The organism is Bradyrhizobium sp. JYMT SZCCT0428, from assembly GCF_018131075.1.
In the GTDB taxonomy this organism is placed as follows: domain Bacteria; phylum Pseudomonadota; class Alphaproteobacteria; order Rhizobiales; family Xanthobacteraceae; genus Bradyrhizobium.
On sequence record NZ_JAFCLS010000006.1, the window covers coordinates 1 to 17,829 of the forward strand.

The following is a 17,829-nucleotide window of genomic DNA, read 5'->3' on the forward strand; positions in this document are numbered from 1 at the left end:
AGAGGGCGCAGGGAAGACCGGGTGCGCGCTGCACCCGCGGTCCCGTGTGCGGTTTGCACTAAGTAGGCTGCACACGAGCATACAGGGCAGCGGAGAACACCCGGCCTTCCCTGCGCAGTGGCTTTACGGCTTATGCCGTGATCTCCCCGGAGACGAGTTCTTGGTTGACTCCGTCACCGCCGTTTCCGCTTGCGCTTCTCCGACAGCTTGACGCCTGCAACGGGCGCCAGGACCACACGGTTTTGCCGTACGCTTAGTCCACGCCATCGTCTCAGCGTAAACCAGCGTCCACCGCAACCCGTCCAACGTCCGTGACGACGGCCGACGCCCTCTGAGTGGGACGGGATGGGCAAACACATACTCCTGATTTTATCTTCTGGTAAACAGAAATATTTTCATTTCGGGGCTTGACACGATTTCCGGAAAACAGAATTGATTTGCCCGTCGGGTTGTTTTGTCGCGCCTCGGCTTGCAGATTGCTATTGCGCTCGCCTCGACGCAGTTCTCAAGGCGCAGGCAGATTGCAGGTGAATCAAGCCATCACCCGGCGTCTGCTTTACCCTGGACGACGGACGCAATTCAGGCGTGGCGTGAGGCCCGCAAAGTGCCAAAAGCAGCCTCAGCGCTGACAGCGACTTCCTGCCGGTAGCGCCGGTTATTGCTCAAGCGATTTGAGGAAGCTGATGAAGTCACCAACTTGCCCAGGATCCAACCTGAACTCGGGCATACTCGGATGGCCCGTGGAAAGCCCTTCGCCAAGCGCTTCTTCAAGCGATTCGACAGGATACTGTAGATGGAGAGTTCGAAACGGCGGGGCAATGGCTAAGGAACTCGGGGTAAACTTATCGATGGAATGGCAATGCGAACAGTTGGCTTGTGCAAACGCCTTGCCCGCCGCGACGTTGGGTTCGGCGCTGCATAAGGTTGCGTTGATCAACACGCTCAATGCGATAGCAACCGGTGCTGCGACACTCACCTTAAGTTGGTGTAAGCAAATCAAGTAAGCGCTCCCGGCCAACGTGTTTGTTATGCCCGTCAAGAGACCGCCGTGACGGCCTTTCAAGTGTCAGGCTAACTGCGTTGGCTTTGCTGGATGAGCCGTCTTCGGATGGTGGTCGTGCAGGTACGAAGCCAAATGTCTTCCCACTATGATATCTCCGGCCATAGCAGTTTCGAAAAGGCTCTCCTGTACGTCGCGAGGGAACTCGGGCCACAATGCAAGTGCGGCCTTGCCCAACAAGCGTTCGAATTCGAGAGTTGAGTTAGCTATCATCATTAGACTCGTCGGTTGCCTCGAGTTCCGCAGCCCATCAGCATCAATGGCCCGTCCCAGGCTCGACTTTGCCGTCGAAAATTTCCGGATTGGGTGGCCCTTCAACATGCAACATGCCGACCAGGCCGCGCTCGGCGCGCGACAGGGCATGATCAACCAGCATATAGTTGCCGGGAACCTCGACCTTGAATTCCGTGATGACTGCACCACCCGCTGGAACGGTGACGGTCTGCACGCCACGCAATGGCTCGCTCAGCAAGCCGCCGAGATTGTAGACTCGGTCGAAAATTTCACCGATGACGTGGAAGGAGGACGTGTAGTTGGGTCCGCCGACGCCGAAATAGATTCGAACGGTTTCACCGACCTTGGCCTCCAGCGGATGCAATTTTGAAAGCGCCCCCACCGAACCGTTGAAAACGAAATATTCCGGCCGCTCGTTCAGCAATTTTTCAACACTGAATTCCTGACTGCCGCGATGGCCGAACGGCGCCTCAGTATAGATCTCGCCCTGCATAACGTAGAACTCGCGATCCACCGCCGGCAGTCCGCCTTCGGGCTCGACCAGCATGAGACCATACATCCCGTTGGCGATATGATGGGCCACCATTGGCGTGGCGCAGTGGTAGACATACAGTCCCGGAATAAGCGCTTTGAATTTGAATGATTTCTCCGCCCCGGGGTCGACTTGTGTGGAAGCGGCTCCGCCCCCGGGTCCGGTGGTCGCATGGAAGTCGACCGAATGAACCATCGTACTGTCAGCGGAATTCTTGACGCGCACATCCACGGTGTCTCCGACGCGAACGCGCAGCATCGGCCCGGGAACGCGGCTGTTGAACGTCCAATAGCCGAACGTAGTACCTTCCGCGAGGCGGCCTTCGAGTTCGACTGCATTGAGTTCGACTTGCACTGTCTGCGGCGGACGTTGGCCGACCGGCGGTGGAACCTCGGTCGATTTCCTCGAGATGTCGGCTTCGACCAGCACCTGATCGGGCAGACGCGGCGTGACGACGAGTTGTCCGCGCATGCCCGCCAACTCGTGACCTGGAACGCTACACAGGTAGGTGAAATCTCCGGCGCGCGTGGCGCGGAACGCGAACGCTGTGCTTGCGCCAGGGCTAAATATACGTGACGACCTTGCATTTTGTTCCGGAAATACGATGTCGTGCTCGGCACCTTCTCCGTTGATCAGGATGATCTGCACCGTCTGTCCCTCCGCGGCTGAAAGAAGCGGATTGACTTGTCCGTCGATGGTGCCGCCGACGCCAAGATAGACCATCCGTCCTTCTGCAATGCCGGTACGCAGTGTGTAGCGGGCCTCCGGCAAATAAACAGAAGCGCGCTGTTCGCCCGGGGCCGACGGTTGCGCCGGCGCAGCCGCCGGCGAGGGCGAACGCTGCGCAACAGCCGGCGCGCCGGCCGGAGACGCGGCCGCAACCAGATAGGCGATCACATCCTTGCGCTCGTTCACGGTCTTCAATCCCGCGAACGGCATTTTGTTCTGCGGAACCAGCTTTGATGGATTAAGCAGATAGGCGTCGAGTGTCGCTGCGTCCCAAATCAAATTGGCAGCCTTCATCGCAGGCGAATAATTGTAGTTGGGCACCTCGCCGGACTTCTTGCCAATGATGCCGGCGAGGCTCGGGCCAAGGGCGTTCTTGCCGACCTCCAGCGAGTGGCAGGCTTGGCATTTTCTGTAGACCTGGCGGCCTGTCGCCGCATCGCCGTCGACGGCTGTCCCGCCAGCCAGTGTTGGAGGTGGCGCGGGAGTAACGGGTTGCGTCGGAGGAGCGTTCGTCGCAGCAGCCGTGAGCGCGGGAGCGCTCGACGGCTGCGTTGGTGCGTGGCCATGCATCTGGTGTGCCGTCGGTCCGGACGACGCCGGGGGCGGCTTGGCGTCGCCGGGTCCGCTGGTGCCGCGGCCGAACTTTGTGGCGCCGCCACGGAATTCCTGGAAGCAACTGAAGACGCCTGCGGCTGAGAACTGGCGGCAGTGGGCGCGACCGCCAGCGATTCCGGCGGTGTTGATGAGAAGGAAGCTGCGTACAAGATTCCCACAAGAGCAATACAAAGCGCGGTTATAAGGATGGACCATTCGCGGAGTTTCGCAAGTATCGTTGCCTGCATATGCGACCTCCGCTCTGAGCTAAAGATGAGAAAACCCGGTCCAACAACACTTCGGAACGACTCTCCTTTCGACCTCAACGAGAGCGGCGAGGCGCTCAATACCGGTCAAGAAAATTAGATGAGGGGCACAAAGGATTCCCTGAGCGGGAACATTGCTTACTCACTGTTATCAACGCCGTGCGACTGGGACGGTGATGGAAGCAGCATGCGCTTCCGAATCCGATTTGGCTGGTCAGTATTGACCACTATTCAAAATTCTACACCCCAGGGGAAATGGTCCAACTCGGGAGAATGGAGGTCATCATATCGAGGCACGGCGTCGGCGGTCGGATCATTTCTTCCCTAACAACCTCAGCCAAAACTGGAAAAATTTGCGGGTCTTCAATATGTCCGTTCTGGGGCATCTGCGGACGTGAGCGTCTGCGTCGGCGACTTCCGATTTGCCCCCAAAAGCAGACATCACGACCTTTGCCCGGATTCCTGCTTTGCTCCCAAGACCGGCTCGAGGAGATGGCGGAGGCGTTGTCCGTCTAGCTTGCGCCCGAGCCGGGCGCAGGACTGAGCGGAGCGCCCCCTACCGAAAAGGGGCCGGCAGGCTTGGGAAGTGGAGGAAGAACTGGCGGGAGTACTGGAGGGAGTACTTTTCGCGACGCCTGGATGACGCGCGTCCGAGGATTTGGACGTGGGATGCTGGAAGTCGTGAGCGCTGGGATGCTGGAAGTCGTCAGCGGCGCCGCCTGATTCTGCAGAGAACTCACCTGCGCCGTCAGCAACGAGAGTTGACGGGTTATTCTTTTCAAATCCGCCTGTTGGGCTGCGGAGCTCTGCATGAGCGACATCATCACATCGGCGTTTTGCTCCTGCGACGTCTGAATGTCCCGCAGTCCCGCCCTGACAACCGGATCCGGTACGAGGACTGGGGCCGGGGTCGGCGGAGGAGGCGCAGCGACGCGTTTGAAATTTGGCGGGGAGAAGCGGCTGAAATCCGGCAAGGCGAACCGGTCGACGCTCGGCAAAGAGAACTGATTGAAATCCGGCAGGGAGAGGCCGCGGAAACTCGGCAAGGAATTGGCGGTGGCGGCACCCATGATGGCCAGGGCAGCCAGGGACACCGCTATCACCGGCGCCCGGTTTGAGGCCATCTGCGGTGGCGCCTCGGGCTGTTTGCCCCCTTGCGTTTCCCTGCCCGGTGCTTCGGTCAACCTGCGTTCCCTACGTCTCAGCCCAGTCGCGAGATTCTTCCCATCGCCGGTCAGCAAAAGAGCCATCGTGGTGACAAACCAGCAATGGCTCGTGCGCGCTTGCCCACCTGAATTCGGCTCAAATCATGGGCTCGTATGGTTAATGTTCAGTTATTCAGAGACCAGCCGACCTCGATGAGCGTCCGGGCCAGGTCGCAAGCGTCATCGGTGAACAGGCTTGTGGTCCCGCCATCGTCAGTTCGGCTTTGTGCCCTCGGCCGCCGCCGGTGCCGCCGGCCTTGGGCCGCCGCCGGTGATCCGCTCGATCACCGAGCGCACGGCGTCGCGGGTCTTGCGATCCTTTACCGCATCCAGCAGCGGGGCAGCACCCGGCGAGCGGCGGATCAGGCTTTCGGGATCGGGGAACACCAATGGATCATCCCACGGTCCCTGCACCACGAACGGCAGGTCGAAGCCGGGCGGCGCGTTGGGGGCCGCGGTCAGGCTGGCGACGCCCTTCAGATCGTATTCGCGCGCCGGCACCGAGGCGGTGCCGGTCAGCGTGAGACGCGTCGTGGGACCCTCGACGCGGACGTCTTCGGCGGTCGCGATGCCGTCGTTGAACTTTACCGCCACGTTGAGCGTATCGAACGGCGTCGAGCCGTTGCGGAAATTGCCGCTGCCGGACAGCGGCCGCCGTTCCAGCCGCTTCAACAGCTGCTCGACATTGAAGCCCGCGATCGCGCCGTCACGGCCGGTCAGGGTCGCGGTGCCGTCGAGCGAGGTGACGAGCCCGAACGGGCTGGAGCCCGAGGCCACCAGCGAGACATTGAGATTGCCACGGCCGGAGAGCTTGTTGATACCGAACAATTCGGATGCGCAGGCGTGCAGGTCGACATCGGTGAACTGGAACTGGGCCTTGACGTCGGCGATCGCGTCCGAGCGCGCGACGCCGAACGTGCCCTTGGCGATGCCGCCATACATCTGCGCCTCGGCGACCGAGAGCGCGAGCGCGCCGCCGCGCAGATTGGCGCCGAAGGCGGTGCGGCCGAGCTTGGTCGAGCCGACCGTCACCCTGGCGGCCGACAGCCGCATGTCGAGATCGGTGGTCGACAATGAGTTCAGGTCGAACAATTGCCGATTCCAGTCACGCGCGCCGCTCGCCAGCAGTCGGAAGGTCGAGATGTAGGGCGTGAAATCCAGTGCCCCGGCGGCCAGCGTTGCCTGCAGCGTCTGCCGGCCGTTATTGGCAAAGGTCATCACGCCTTCGGCGACGTTGCCGTCGAGTTCGACATTCACATTGGTCAGCGCAACGGAACCGCCGACCACATTGGCGCGGGCCTTCAGCGCGAAGCGGCCGAAGCCGCCGCCGGGCGGCGACTGTCCCATCCAGCGCAACGCGTTGCGCAGCGACGGGCTGTCGATCGTCACCGTGCCTTCCATCATCAGGCTGGTGCGGTTGGCGAGCGCGCCATCGAAGGCCAGTTTCAGCGGCGCGCTGACCAGCCGCGCCTTCACGCCGGAGCGGTCGCCCGACAGCAGCGCGACGAAATCGCTGGCGCTGACCGAGCCGTCGACGCGCTCGCCGCGCCAGTCGAACTGCCCGGTGGCGGCGAACGACCGCGAGATCGACGGCCAGGCCAGCGACAGGTCGATATCGCTTAGCGCCTCGGAGACCTGGCTGGTGGCGTCTTCATAGTTGAGCACGCCGTCCTGGATCCGGATCTCGGAGAACGACACCTGATTCTCGGCGCCCGGCTTCATGGCGCGCGCGATGGTCTCGACGAACGGCGTCCAGTTGCTCTCGCCATTGCCGTCCCTGACGACGCGGATATGCGGCCGCAGCATCATGACGTCGGCGATCTCGAACCGTCGCAGCAACAGCGGCAGCAAGCGCAGATTCGCCGTCAGCACGTCGACCTGCAGCGCGGGGTCGACGGTGGCGCCGCCCTTCAGCCTGACATTGTGAAACGAGACATAGCTGCCGGGAAATACCGAGACGTCGATCGCACCCGAGACGACCAGATCGAGCCCGGTGACGGCGCGAATCTGCGCCTCGACCGCCTGGCGCAGCGCGTCCCGGTTGAGGAACCAGGAGGTCCCGATCAGGCCGATCAAAGCCAAGCCGAGAAACGCCGCAATCGGCATCCCCAGGCGCTTCATTCCTTGGGCCATCGTCAAAGACATATCCAGGTCGGGTTGAGGTCGAGGGTTTGGTTGTCCGGGGCGGCCGCGCCTAGCTTTCAGCCCTTGCCAACCCACACAACCTGAAGGGTTTTCTTGACGCTTTCAAGGCCATCCTGGCGTTGTGAACCGCGGCCGATGGTCCAAAAGGGCGCGCATTGACGCAGTGCGAAGATTTCGCCTAATAATCCTTAAGATTATGCCGGCCTTAAGCCGTTTCCTCCATCAGGTCAGACATCCATGAACAAGGTTTACCCCGACGCCAAATCGGCACTCGATGGCGTTCTCAAGGACGGCATGATGATCATGTCGGGTGGTTTCGGTCTTTGCGGTATCGCCGAGACCCTGTCGGACGCGATCCGCGAATCCGGCGTCAAGAACCTCACCGTCATCTCCAACAATGCCGGGGTCGACGGCATCGGGCTGAGCCGGCTTCTGGAAACCCGGCAGATCAAGAAGATGATCTCGTCCTATGTCGGCGAGAACAAGCTGTTCGCCCAGCAATACCTCGCCGGCGAACTGGAACTCGAATTCAATCCGCAGGGCACGCTGGCCGAGCGCATCCGCGCCGGCGGCGCCGGTATCCCGGCCTTCTTCACCAAGACCGGCGTCGGCACCCTGATCGCCGAAGGCAAGGAAGTGAAGGAATTCGACGGCGAGAAATACATCATGGAGCGCGGCCTGTTCGCCGACCTCGCCATCGTCCACGCCTGGAAGGGCGATACCGCCGGGAACCTGGTCTATCGCAAGACCGCGCGCAATTTTAACCCGATGATGGCAACCGCTGCCAAGATCACCATCGCCGAGGTCGAGCACCTGGTGCCGGCCGGCGAGATCGACCCCGATCACATCCACACGCCCGGCATTTTCGTCAAACGCATCATCGACGTCGGCACCGGCAAGAAGCGGATCGAGTTCCGCAACACCCGTCCGCGCCCCGCGGCGTAACCAAATTACAGCGCATGATCCGGAAAGTGGATACCGGTTTTCCGACAAGATCATGCGCCAACAATAGTGGAGAGCCCCATGGCCTGGACCCGTGAACAGATGGCCGCTCGTGCCGCGAAAGAGTTGCGCGACGGTTATTACGTCAATCTCGGCATCGGCATTCCGACGCTGGTCTCGAACTACATCCCCGACGGTATCGACGTCAGCCTGCAGAGCGAGAACGGCATGCTCGGCATGGGCCCGTTCCCCTATGAGGGCGAGGAAGACGCCGATCTGATCAACGCCGGCAAGCAGACGGTCAGCGAACTGCCGTCCACCAGCTATTTTTCCTCAGCCGAATCCTTCGGCATGGTGCGCGGCGGGCATATCGATCTGTCGATCCTCGGCGCAATGCAGGTGGCGCAGAACGGCGACCTCGCCAACTGGATGATCCCGGGCAAGATGGTCAAGGGCATGGGCGGCGCGATGGACCTCGTCGCCGGCGTCAAGCGCGTCGTCGTGGTGATGGAGCATTCCGCCAAGGACGGCCCGAAACTGCTGAAGACCTGCAACCTGCCGCTGACCGGCGAGAAGGTCGTCGACATGGTGGTGACGGATCTGGCTGTCTTCACCATCGACAAGCACGGCAAGGACGGCATGGCGCTGATCGAACTCGCCGACGGCGTCACGCTGGACGAGGTCAAGGCCAAGACCGAAGCCGAATTCCGCGTCGCGCTAAAGAACGCGTAAGGCGCGACGCGCGCATTATCGTCGTCCCTGCGAACGCTCAGTTGCGCAATTGCGCATCGGGGGACCCATACGCCGCGGCCTCTCGTTAGAGTGCTGAAGTCGAGACCTTCTTCAAGCAATAGATGACCGGGATTATGGGTCCAGGATCGGCGCTCGCTGTGCTCGCTTGTCCGGGACGACGGGTGTTGTTTGCTCTACGCCGGCCCTGACGGCACGTCGGAGAACCGCGTCAGCCACGCCACCGGGCCGATGCTGGCGGCGACGATCAGCAGCGCCGCGAGCGCGCCATCCTCAAAACTGCCCCGGCTGGCGAACTGGTAGATCGAGGTCGCCAGCGTATCGACGTTGAGCGGACGCAGCAGCAGCGTCGCCGGCAATTCCTTCAGACAGTCCACGAACACAATGATGACGGCGCCCAGCATCGCCGGCCGGAGCAGCGGCAGATGGATCAGCCGCATCGTGGTTGCCTGCCTTGCGCCGGCGGCGCGCGCGCTGTCGTCGTAGTCGTGCGGGATTCGCTCGAAGCCCGCCTTGATCAGTCCGGTCGGCACCGCCAGGAAGCGGATCACATAGGCGATCACGACGGCAGCGCCCGAGCCGACCAGGATCAGCCCCGGCAATGAACCTCCGAGCCATCCACCGAGCGCGCTCAGGCCATTGTCGATCGCGAGCACCGGGGTCAGCAAGCCCAGCGCGAGAACCAGCCCGGGCAGGGCGTAGCCGGTTTGCGATATGTTCATCGCAATGAGGCGCACCGGATCCGGGCGCCAGCGCCAGGCCAGGATGGTGGCAAAGCCGAGCCCGAGCGCGATCAGTGTCGCCAGCGTCGCGAACGCCACCGAATTGAAGGCATCGCGTCCCAGCGTCATGTCGAAATTGGTCAAGAGCCCGCGCTTGAAACTCTGCTGCAGCAGAAACAGCACCGGCACGATGAAGCCGAGCAGTACCGGCGTGAGGCAGGCAGCAAACGTCCACCAGCCCCGGCTGCCGTGCAATCGCGTGCGCGGCGTCAGCCGCGGGCTCTCGGCGGAAAACCCGGTCGCGACGTTGCGGCGGCCATAACGTTCGATCGCGATCAGGCCAGCGACGATTGCCAGCATGAAGCAGGACAATTGCGCCGCGCCGGCGAGGCTGCCGCGGTTGAGCCAGGTCGTGAAGATCGACACGGTGAGCGTGCGGACGCCGAGATATTCGCTGGCGCCGATGTCGTTCAGCGTTTCCAGCGCCACCAGCGCCACGCCGACCGCCAGCGCCGGCCGTGCCATCGGCAGCGAGACGCGGAAGAATATCTGCAGGCGGCTGGCGCCGAGGGTTCGCGCGGCCTCGGCGAATTCGGCGCTCTGGAACTGAAACATCGTTCGCGCCGAAAGATAGACGTAAGGGTAGAGCACGAGGCCGATGACGATGATCGCGCCCGGCATCGAACGCAGATTGGGCAGGGCGGCCACCGTGTCGCGCAGCGGAAACCAGATTGCCAGTGTGCGGTGAACGAGGCCGAGCGGCTCGAACAGGTCGGCATAGACGTAGGCGGCGATATAGGTCGGAATCGCCAGCGGCAACGGCATCAGCCACAACAACAGCGCGCGGCCGGGAAAATCATGCAGCGTGATCATCCACGCCGTGCCGGCGCCGATCACAAGCGCCAGCGCGCCGACGCCGAACAGCAACAGCGCGGTGTCGAGCATCGCCCGCGGCAACACATAGGCGATCAGATCCCGCCACAGATCGGGCGCGGGATTCATCGCCAGCGCGATGACCGCGATCACGGGCGCGGCGACCATGATCGCGGTCATGACAGCGATTGCCGCCGAGATCCGTCCGGCGTGCGCGGAAGGGTTCACGGGAGGTCACATGTGAATGGGGGAGACCAATGAATCGGCTGGTGGAGGTGGACTCCCTCCCCCCTTGCGGGGGAGGGCAGGGGAGAGGGGTAGCCGCGGGGTCGATGGTCGTGGCTTACCCCTCTCCCTAACCCTCCCCCGCAAGGGGGGAGGGGACGCAATTGCGGTCGCCGCGCGATCACGATCCTATCGCTTCGCGAACATCAATTATCAAAGCCGACCTTGTCTACCAGCGTCGCGGCCGCCTTGCGGTTGGCGGCGACCTTGGCGATCGGCAGGGTATCGGCGTTGAGCTTGCCATAGCCCGCAATCGTCGGGTTGATGGCGACGCCGGCGCGCACCGGGTATTCGTAGTTCTGGTCGGCATACATCTGCTGCGCTTTTTCACCGGCCAGCCATTCGATCAGCTTGACGGCATTGGCCTTGTTCGGCGCGTGCTTGGCCAGCAGCACGCCGGACAGATTGACGTGGGTGCCGCCGTCCGCAAACGTCGGCAGGATCACCTTGGTGGCTTCCGCCCACGGCTTCTTTTCGGGATCGTTGTTCATCATCAGCGCCCAGTAATAGGTGTTGCCGATGCCGATGTCGCACTTGCCGGCGGCAACGTCGCGCGCGGCCTCGCGATCTCCGCCCGAGGGTTTTTGCGCCAGATTGGCCTTGATGCCGCGCAGCCATTCTTCGGCTTTGGCCTCGCCGTACTTCGCGGTGTAGGCCGCGAACAGTCCGTTGTTGTAGATGTGCTGGCCGGAGCGGATGCAGATCTTGCCCTTCCACTTGGGATCGGCGAGCTCTTCATAGGTGATGGCGTCCTGCTTGACGCGATCCTTCGAGGCGTAGATCACGCGCGCGCGCATCGAGATGCCGGCCCAGTGCCCGTCGGGGTCGCGGTATTGCGCCGGCACGACCTTGTCGAGCGCCTCCGACTTGATCGGCTGGGTCACGTCGGCCTTCACGGCCTCGTCCATGCGGCCGATATCGACCGTCAGCAGCACGTCGGCCGGGCTGTTGGCGCCCTCGGCCTTCATGCGCTGCTCGAGCCCTGAACTCGCCGAGACGACGTTGACCTTGACGCCGGTATCCTTGGTAAAGGCATCGAACAGCGGCTGGATCAGCTTGGTTTCGCGATAGGTATAGACGTTGACTTCGCCGTTATCGGCGGAAGCCGTGGTGATGGCGGTCGAGGCCAAACCAAGCAACGCCGCTGATGCGGCGAAGACGCGAAATTTAATCATGAGGGCTGCTCCGGCAGGCACGAGGATGATGCGGTTTCACTAGCCCAGCGGATAGCGCGCACGAAGCGCCGCGATGTCGCGACGGCATTCTTTTAGAGCGATTCCAGATTGTAGTTTAGAAACATTCCAAAATATCTGTTCGACCTTGGCTCGCTCCGTGCCTAATCTCGGCCTTAGCGGAGGTGAGCCGATGCGCGACATTCTCGAATATTGCATTGGCGGTACGAGGCGGAGCGTCGCCGCCGGCGCCGAAGTTCTTCACGAGGGTGCCCGCACCGGACATCTATACGTGCTGATCGAGGGACGGCTCGAGGTCATCAAGGGCGACACCATCGTTGCCACCATTGCCGAGCCAGGCGCGGTGCTCGGCGAAATGTCGGTGCTGCTCGACACGCCGCATACCGCCACCGTGCGTGCGGCGCAGGATTCGGCGATCTACGAGATCGACGATGCCGCGTCCTTCCTGCGGCAGCAGCCGGTGGTATCGCTGATGATCGCGAGGATGCTGGCGCAGCGGCTCAACGTCGCCAACACCTATCTCGCCGATCTCAAGCGGCAATATGCCGGCCACGGCAACCACCTCGCGATGGTCGGAGACGTCCTGCAGAGCATGATCAACCTTCCGCCGACACAGGTTTCACCAGGCTCGGATCGGCAATCTGATCCAAGGATATGAGCCAGGGCGGCGCGGTTTGAATCGTTGCCGCCGGCCGCTGCAACGGCGCCTTGAGGTCGATCGATTGCGCGTGGTCCGCCGAAAGCCAGAACGCGGTCGCCTCGTCGAGATCGAGCACGATGTAGGTGGGCGGCCGGCCAGGCTGCAATCCGGTATTGAATACCCAGGTATCGCCGAGCCGGTCGAACCATGAGCCCTCGGAAATGAAGGGCGACTGGTGGACATGGCCCGAGATCACCATCGAGGGCTGGTGGCGCGCGATCCACTGCACGAGATCGACATCGCCGAAATACCGCTTGCCGCCCCAGCTGGTTGGCGAATTCGCAGGCGGCGCGTGATGCACCCAGATCCAGTGCGGCAGCCGCTCCACCGAGGCCTCCCGCAACTGCGTTTCGAGGCGCTGCTTGACCAAGGGACCGTCCCACCACGGACATACCGTGAAGAGCGTGTCGCCGATGGTCAGGCTGTCGCCGTCGCAGGCGATGCCGAGTTCGCGGACCTCGCCGATCCAGCGCGAGATTTTTTCGCCCTCGGCGCTATGGTCGTCGAGGTCATGATTGCCCGAGCAAACGATCACGCGGGTGATGCGTGAAAGCACAGAGAGGTACTTCTTCACGACGACGATCTGGGCGCGGAAATCGACCATCGAGCCGATATCGAGCGCATCGCCGGCAAAGATCACGAGATCGAACTGGGGTGCAGCGCTGAGCAGCCAGTCGAACTGCGGCAATGAATAATGCAGGTCCGCGACAACGAGACAGCGCATAATCGGCCAATCCAGTTGCCTGACAAATGGGCGATCCGGGTCCGGATGCATTCAGGCAGCTGGATTCGAGCAAAAATTGTGCCGTGACGCAGCGATCCGGGAGCGGCAGATACCCGCAGTTCGCCTTCTCAGCGCGTGATGTCGAAGTTCACCGCGGCCGTGTTGCCGCCGCTGACGACAACGGCCACGCGTTCGCCGTCGGCCGGCCGATAGGCGCCTGACAGAATCGCCGAAAAGGCGGCGGCGCCGCCCGGCTCCGCCACGATGCGCAAGGCGCGCCACAGCGTCTGCTGCGCTTCGGCGATCGCGTCGTCGGTCACCAGCACGGTTCGCGGCGCGTATTTCTGCACGATCGGGAATACAATTTCACCGACGCGGCGCGGCGCCAGCGAATCCGCCGCCAGCCCGCCGGCCTCCGCATCGACGGGATGTCCGGCCTCCAACGCCCTGGTCAGCGTCGGCGACGCAAACGGCTCGACGCCGATCACCTTGATGCGGCCGGCGTACCAGGCCGCTATCCCTGCAACCAGTCCGCCGCCGCCAACTGCAACGAGGACCGTGTCGATGTTGGGAAGTTGTTGCTCGAGCTCCAGGCCGATCGTTCCCTGACCCATGATGGTTTCGTTCTGGTCGAATGCGTGAACCGGCAGCGCGCCGGTCTGCTTCGCCCATGCTTCGCTTCCGGCGAGCGCGTCCGCATAGCCATCGCCCTCGATGGTAAGATCGGCGCCGTATTCGCGGATGCGCGCGGTCTTGGCCGGGGAAGACACGCTGGGAACGAAAATCTTGGCCGGTATGCCGAGCCTCATCGCAGCATAGGCGACGGCAGCGCCGTGGTTGCCGCCCGACGCTGCGACGACGCCCGCTTTGGGGATCGCCCGGGTCAACAGATTGGTGAAGGCGCCACGGGCCTTGAACGCTCCCGAGTGCTGCAGCAATTCGAGCTTGAGGCAGATTGCGCCGACTGACAGCCCGAACTCGCGGCCATCGGTCTCGATCACGGGCGTGCGCCGGATATAGGGCCGGATGATCTTCTCGCACGCTGAGATGGCTTGCGGCGTTACGGCTTCACCAGGTCCATCCATGGCAGTCTCCGGCCGCGCTTACGCCTTCGCGGTCGCGTGTGAGAACACCACCTCGATCAGCGTGCCCGAACGCGCGCCGGTCTTGATCTGGAATCGGGCGCGGTTGGCTTCGACCAGCGCCTTGGTCAGCGACAGGCTGACGCCGGCGCCGTCGGAGGCCTGATCGGACGGTGCCGGGGTGCGGAACGGCTCCAGGGCGGCGGCGACTTCATTGTCGTTGAGGCCGTGGCCGGTGTCGCGGACCCGCAGCATCACCTCGCCGAAATCGGACAACGCCGTGGAGACGATGACCTGGCCGCCGGCATTGGCGAGATGAATCGAATTGCCGATCAGGTTGAGCGTGATCTGGCGCAACGCGCGCGCGTCCGCAACCACCGGCGGCAGCGTGTGCGCCAGCGAGGTGCGGATGATGATACGTTCGCGGTTGGCCTGCGGCTGCATCACGGCGACGCAACTCTCGACCAGTTCGTTGAGATTCTGGTTGGTGAACGACAGATCGAGCTTGCCGGTCTCGATCCTCGAGAGATCAAGCAGGTCGTTGATGATGGATATCACCCGCTCGCCGGAAGCGCGGATGTCCTTCATGTATTCGACATAGCGCTCATTGCCGAGTGCGCCGAAGCGCTCGCCGATCATCACTTCGGAGAAGCCGATGATGGCGTTGAGCGGCGTGCGCACCTCATGGCTGATGCGGGCCAGCACATCGGCCTTGGCGCTGGCGGCGCGCTCGGCCAGCCGGCGCGCTTCCCGCAATTCGTTTTCGCTCTGCTTGGCCTGCGACAGGTCGCGGAACACCGCGAAGAAATTCCGGCCGTCGGCCTTGGTCCGTCCCATGGTCATCGACAGCGGAATGAAGCCGCCCTTGCTTTCGCGCCCGAGCGTCTCGCGGCCGTGCTCGAGCAGGCTGGCGACACCTTCGGATTTGATGCTGGCGAGATAGTCGAACACCTCGTGCTGGCTTTCCGGCGCGAACAGATCCGCCAGATTGCGCTGCGCCAGGTCCTCGCCGTCATAGCCGAACAGCGCTTCGGCGCTGCGATTGACCGAGCTGATATTGCCCTCGGCGTCGAACATCACGATGCCTTCGGCCGTGGTGTCGAGGATGGCGCCGAGTTCTTCGGCATCGGCGTGGCCCGCCGGCAACGGTTCGGGGGCGAGTGGTTCAGCAACCGGCGGTTCGGCAACCGGCACAGCTTCCGCGATCGCAGCGGCGACGGCCGCCGCTTCGCCGCGCGCGCCCGAGAAGATCAAAGCGAGCGCGGAATCGCCGTCCCATGAAATCGTGTAGAGGCGCGCGTCGGTCGCCGCCGGTGGCGTCGATGCCGGCCCGTCCGAGTCTTGTTCCGAGCCTTGTTCCGCAGCTTGCGGCTGGCTCGCGGAGATCATCACCGGCGTGCCGGTGTCCGACGTCGAGGGCGCGTTGGAGACGCCGGGCTCGACATAGAGCGCGTCGAGGCCGCCGGCATCTTCCAGCGCATGCAGGCTCGGATAGCCCATCTGCGTGAGGAAGGCGGGATTGGCGTAAAGCAGCCGGTCGAGCCGGTAGATCAGAATGCCGACCGGCAGCAGGTCGAGCAGCGCCTTGTCGCGCCTGCTTTCGCCGCGCGCCGGCGGCTCGGAGGGGGTCAGCCATTCCGGCTGCACCGGAGCATCGCTCGCGGCTTCCTGTGAAGCTGCCGCATACGCGTCCGTCGATGCGGCGTTCTCGACCACGGTTTCATCGAGGCCGGTGACGGCTGGTGTCGTCTCGTTGCCGTTCTCGTTCTCGAGCCGCGCCGACAATTGCCGCGCGAGTTCGTTGAAGGCGCTGTTTTCAACCGGCGTCAGCGATGGCGGCTTGGCGTCGCCGGGGGGGCGGAACGGCAGAACGTTCTTCGGCGTTTCCGCCTGCGCTTCTGCCAGAGTATCCTTTGGGGTATCCACGGCGGCATCCAGATCGGTTGGGTGTGAAATCTCGGAAGCAATCGGCTCGGGCAATTCCGTAACGGGAGGCGACGCGACGCTGGTCTCGATGACAAATTCCGCGGGCGGGTCTTCTGCCGCGGTCGGCTGCGCGGTCACGTTCTCGCTGAAATTTTCTTGCGGGAACGCTTCTTGAGGCGCGTCCTCTGCGGACGGGTCCTGTGCGGGCAGCTCCGGGCCGACCGAATCCGACGCTGGGCCCGCCTGGACGATATCAGCCGAGCGCGGTTCCGGCGCGACCGGCGCGGGTGCTCCACCGAAGAATTCGTAGCGGCGCAAGGCCGCCAGCCGTGCCAGGCCGTCGAGATCGCGGCACACGCCGAAGCCGCGAAAACCGGCAAAATGCCGCGCGCGATCGAAGATCGGCAGTCCCGACAATTCGACCGGCAGCCGCTCGCCGCCATCGACCGGCCAGTTCAGCGTGATGCTGCTCCAGGTCTGGCGCGTGGCAAACGCCTTCATGACGCGGCCTTCGGGATCGAGCCCGAAGGCTTGCGCGATCTCGCTCCACAACCGGCCGAAGCCGGCGGTGGTGTGCGGGCCGATCAGCCGGGTGAATTCATCGGCGCCGAGCGTGAAGCGGCCTTCCTGATCCATCTGCCACATGAAGCGCAACGGAAGCCGCCGCGCATGCGGCGACGGCTCTTCGAACCAGGACGGCGCCTTGACGGGTGCGGCGGCGATCGGCGCTTTCAGGTTTTCGGCTGATGATTCAGGCGCGGCGGCGCCGGCGAATGAGGGCGTGGCTTCGTCGGTGATTGCTTCGACGTCAGGCGATGGTTCAGGCGGCAACGCGGCGGATGGTTCGCTGCTGGACGGCGCCGCCGCGGCGACCGGCCCGGTTTCGGGTTCTTCTTCCGGCGCCTCTGCGAGCGCGTCAAACAGCGCCAAGGCGGCCGGCGCTTCGCCCATCGGGGCGGGCTGCGGCGGTTCGGGTGCGGGATCGTTCGCGACAACGCCCGCCACCGGCGGCTCGCGTGGTTCAGGCAATACTTCTTGCGGCTGCTCTTCTTGCCGCTGCTCTTCTTGCGGCTGCGCCGCCGCGACGGGCTCCGGCGCTGCGGCAGGCACGGCGTCCGGCACGATCAGCGCGACGAGGCCGATGTCGGCGCCGGCGCCAACCCGTTGCAGCACCATGCGGCCGATGTCGATCGCGGTTGCGACGGCGCCCTGCTTCAGCGCGTCCTGGCGCGCGTCGTCGAGACCGGCCTCGACCAGATTCTGAAAGCCGAGCAGGGGACGCGCCGCATCGCTGGTGCCAACCAGGATGCCGTCACGGGTAAAGGCCGCGACTGGCATCGCGAGACCCTCGACCAGCCGCTGCAGCCGTTCCGTCAGGGGCGTGGCGCGGCCCGAGATGTTGCCGGCGGCAATCAAGATACCGTGGCTGCCATCGGGCAGATCGAGCCGCGAACAGCCGCAGGTCGCGAGCATGCCGGGCGTCGCGCCAAAACCTTGCAGCCGCTCCAGCCGGACCGCGCCGCCCGCAAGCAGGCGGCCGGCGAGCCGCGCGATCTGCCGCCGATGCGGATCGGCCGGTCCGAAAATTTTTCCCGCCAGCGCCGTGCTGTTGGCCGCGCCGAACAAGCGGGCGCCGACCGGATTGGCCCACAGAACCCGCGTGCCGTCGCTCGACCACAGCCAGGCGGCCAGGGCGCTCGTCGCGTGCCCCGCCAGCCGCGGATCGCCGAGCGCTAGCATCTGGAGTTCGGCATTATTCATCAGCGCGACATGACCGTGGATGTGAGCCTTCTGCTCGAAGATGATTTTTGCGAATCGGCGGCCAAACGCTGACTGCCCTTACAGGATCGCAAGTGGATCACCAGTA

General features: G+C 63.6%; 12 protein-coding genes and 1 pseudogene. 3 read left to right on the forward strand and 10 right to left on the reverse strand.

The features are described from left to right. Positions 1–655 precede the first annotated feature (655 nt). The 5 genes and pseudogenes from JQ575_RS07645 to JQ575_RS07660 all read right to left on the reverse strand — a co-directional run bounded on the left by JQ575_RS07645 (position 656) and on the right by JQ575_RS07660 (position 6,753). A complete protein-coding gene (locus JQ575_RS07645; protein WP_212032628.1) occupies positions 656–976 on the reverse strand; it encodes a cytochrome c in 321 nt (106 codons plus the stop codon). A gap of 340 nt (positions 977–1,316) precedes the next feature. Beyond that, positions 1,317–2,741: a copper-containing nitrite reductase gene (gene nirK, locus JQ575_RS07650; protein ID WP_312015908.1), complete on the reverse strand. Its 1,425-nt coding sequence runs from the start codon at positions 2,739–2,741 to the stop codon at positions 1,317–1,319. 24 nt (positions 2,742–2,765) lie between these two features. Then, positions 2,766–3,365, reverse strand: a pseudogene (locus JQ575_RS46045) (c-type cytochrome); the annotation flags it as partial. Positions 3,366–3,927: 562 nt separating this feature from the next. Beyond that, on the reverse strand, positions 3,928–4,599 hold the full coding sequence (locus JQ575_RS07655; RefSeq protein ID WP_212032630.1) for a hypothetical protein: 672 nt from the start codon (positions 4,597–4,599) through the stop codon (positions 3,928–3,930). 234 nt (positions 4,600–4,833) lie between these two features. Further along, positions 4,834–6,753, reverse strand: coding sequence for an AsmA family protein (locus tag JQ575_RS07660; protein WP_212032821.1), 1,920 nt, complete (start codon positions 6,751–6,753; stop codon positions 4,834–4,836). A gap of 249 nt (positions 6,754–7,002) precedes the next feature. On the opposite strand from JQ575_RS07660, the gene JQ575_RS07665 reads away from it, so the two are divergent. Beyond that, positions 7,003–7,710, forward strand: a complete 708-nt coding sequence (locus tag JQ575_RS07665) for a CoA transferase subunit A (protein WP_212032631.1) — start codon at positions 7,003–7,005, stop codon at positions 7,708–7,710. Positions 7,711–7,788: 78 nt separating this feature from the next. Next, entirely contained in the window at positions 7,789–8,439 is a 651-nt protein-coding gene (locus tag JQ575_RS07670) for a 3-oxoacid CoA-transferase subunit B (RefSeq protein ID WP_212032632.1), read from the forward strand. A gap of 194 nt (positions 8,440–8,633) precedes the next feature. Here the strand turns inward: JQ575_RS07670 and JQ575_RS07675 are convergent, their stop codons facing one another. Together JQ575_RS07675 and JQ575_RS07680 are read right to left on the reverse strand one after the other, a co-directional pair. Continuing rightward, positions 8,634–10,232 carry an iron ABC transporter permease gene (locus tag JQ575_RS07675; RefSeq protein ID WP_212032822.1) on the reverse strand — a complete coding sequence of 533 codons (1,599 nt, stop codon included), beginning with the start codon at positions 10,230–10,232 and terminating at the stop codon, positions 8,634–8,636. Between the two features lie 251 nt (positions 10,233–10,483). After that, entirely contained in the window at positions 10,484–11,512 is a 1,029-nt protein-coding gene (locus JQ575_RS07680) for a Fe(3+) ABC transporter substrate-binding protein (RefSeq protein ID WP_212032633.1), read from the reverse strand. A gap of 190 nt (positions 11,513–11,702) precedes the next feature. Between JQ575_RS07680 and JQ575_RS07685 the strand changes: the two genes are divergently transcribed. Further along, entirely contained in the window at positions 11,703–12,188 is a 486-nt protein-coding gene (locus JQ575_RS07685; protein ID WP_212032634.1) for a Crp/Fnr family transcriptional regulator, read from the forward strand. Here JQ575_RS07685 and JQ575_RS07690 read toward each other — a convergent pair. From JQ575_RS07690 to JQ575_RS07700, 3 genes are all read right to left on the reverse strand, one after another. After that, positions 12,127–12,954 (reverse strand): metallophosphoesterase, encoded by an 828-nt coding sequence (locus JQ575_RS07690; protein ID WP_212032635.1) that lies wholly within the window; start codon positions 12,952–12,954, stop codon positions 12,127–12,129. The two genes, JQ575_RS07685 and JQ575_RS07690, sit on opposite strands and share 62 nt — an antisense overlap. Positions 12,955–13,082: 128 nt before the next feature. After that, positions 13,083–14,039, reverse strand: a complete 957-nt coding sequence (locus JQ575_RS07695) for a threonine/serine dehydratase (protein ID WP_212032636.1) — start codon at positions 14,037–14,039, stop codon at positions 13,083–13,085. Positions 14,040–14,057: 18 nt separating this feature from the next. Further along, the gene (locus tag JQ575_RS07700) at positions 14,058–17,723 is read right to left on the reverse strand and encodes a PAS domain-containing sensor histidine kinase (RefSeq protein ID WP_212032637.1); all 3,666 of its coding nucleotides are present in this window, start codon (positions 17,721–17,723) and stop codon (positions 14,058–14,060) included. Positions 17,724–17,829 lie beyond the last annotated feature (106 nt).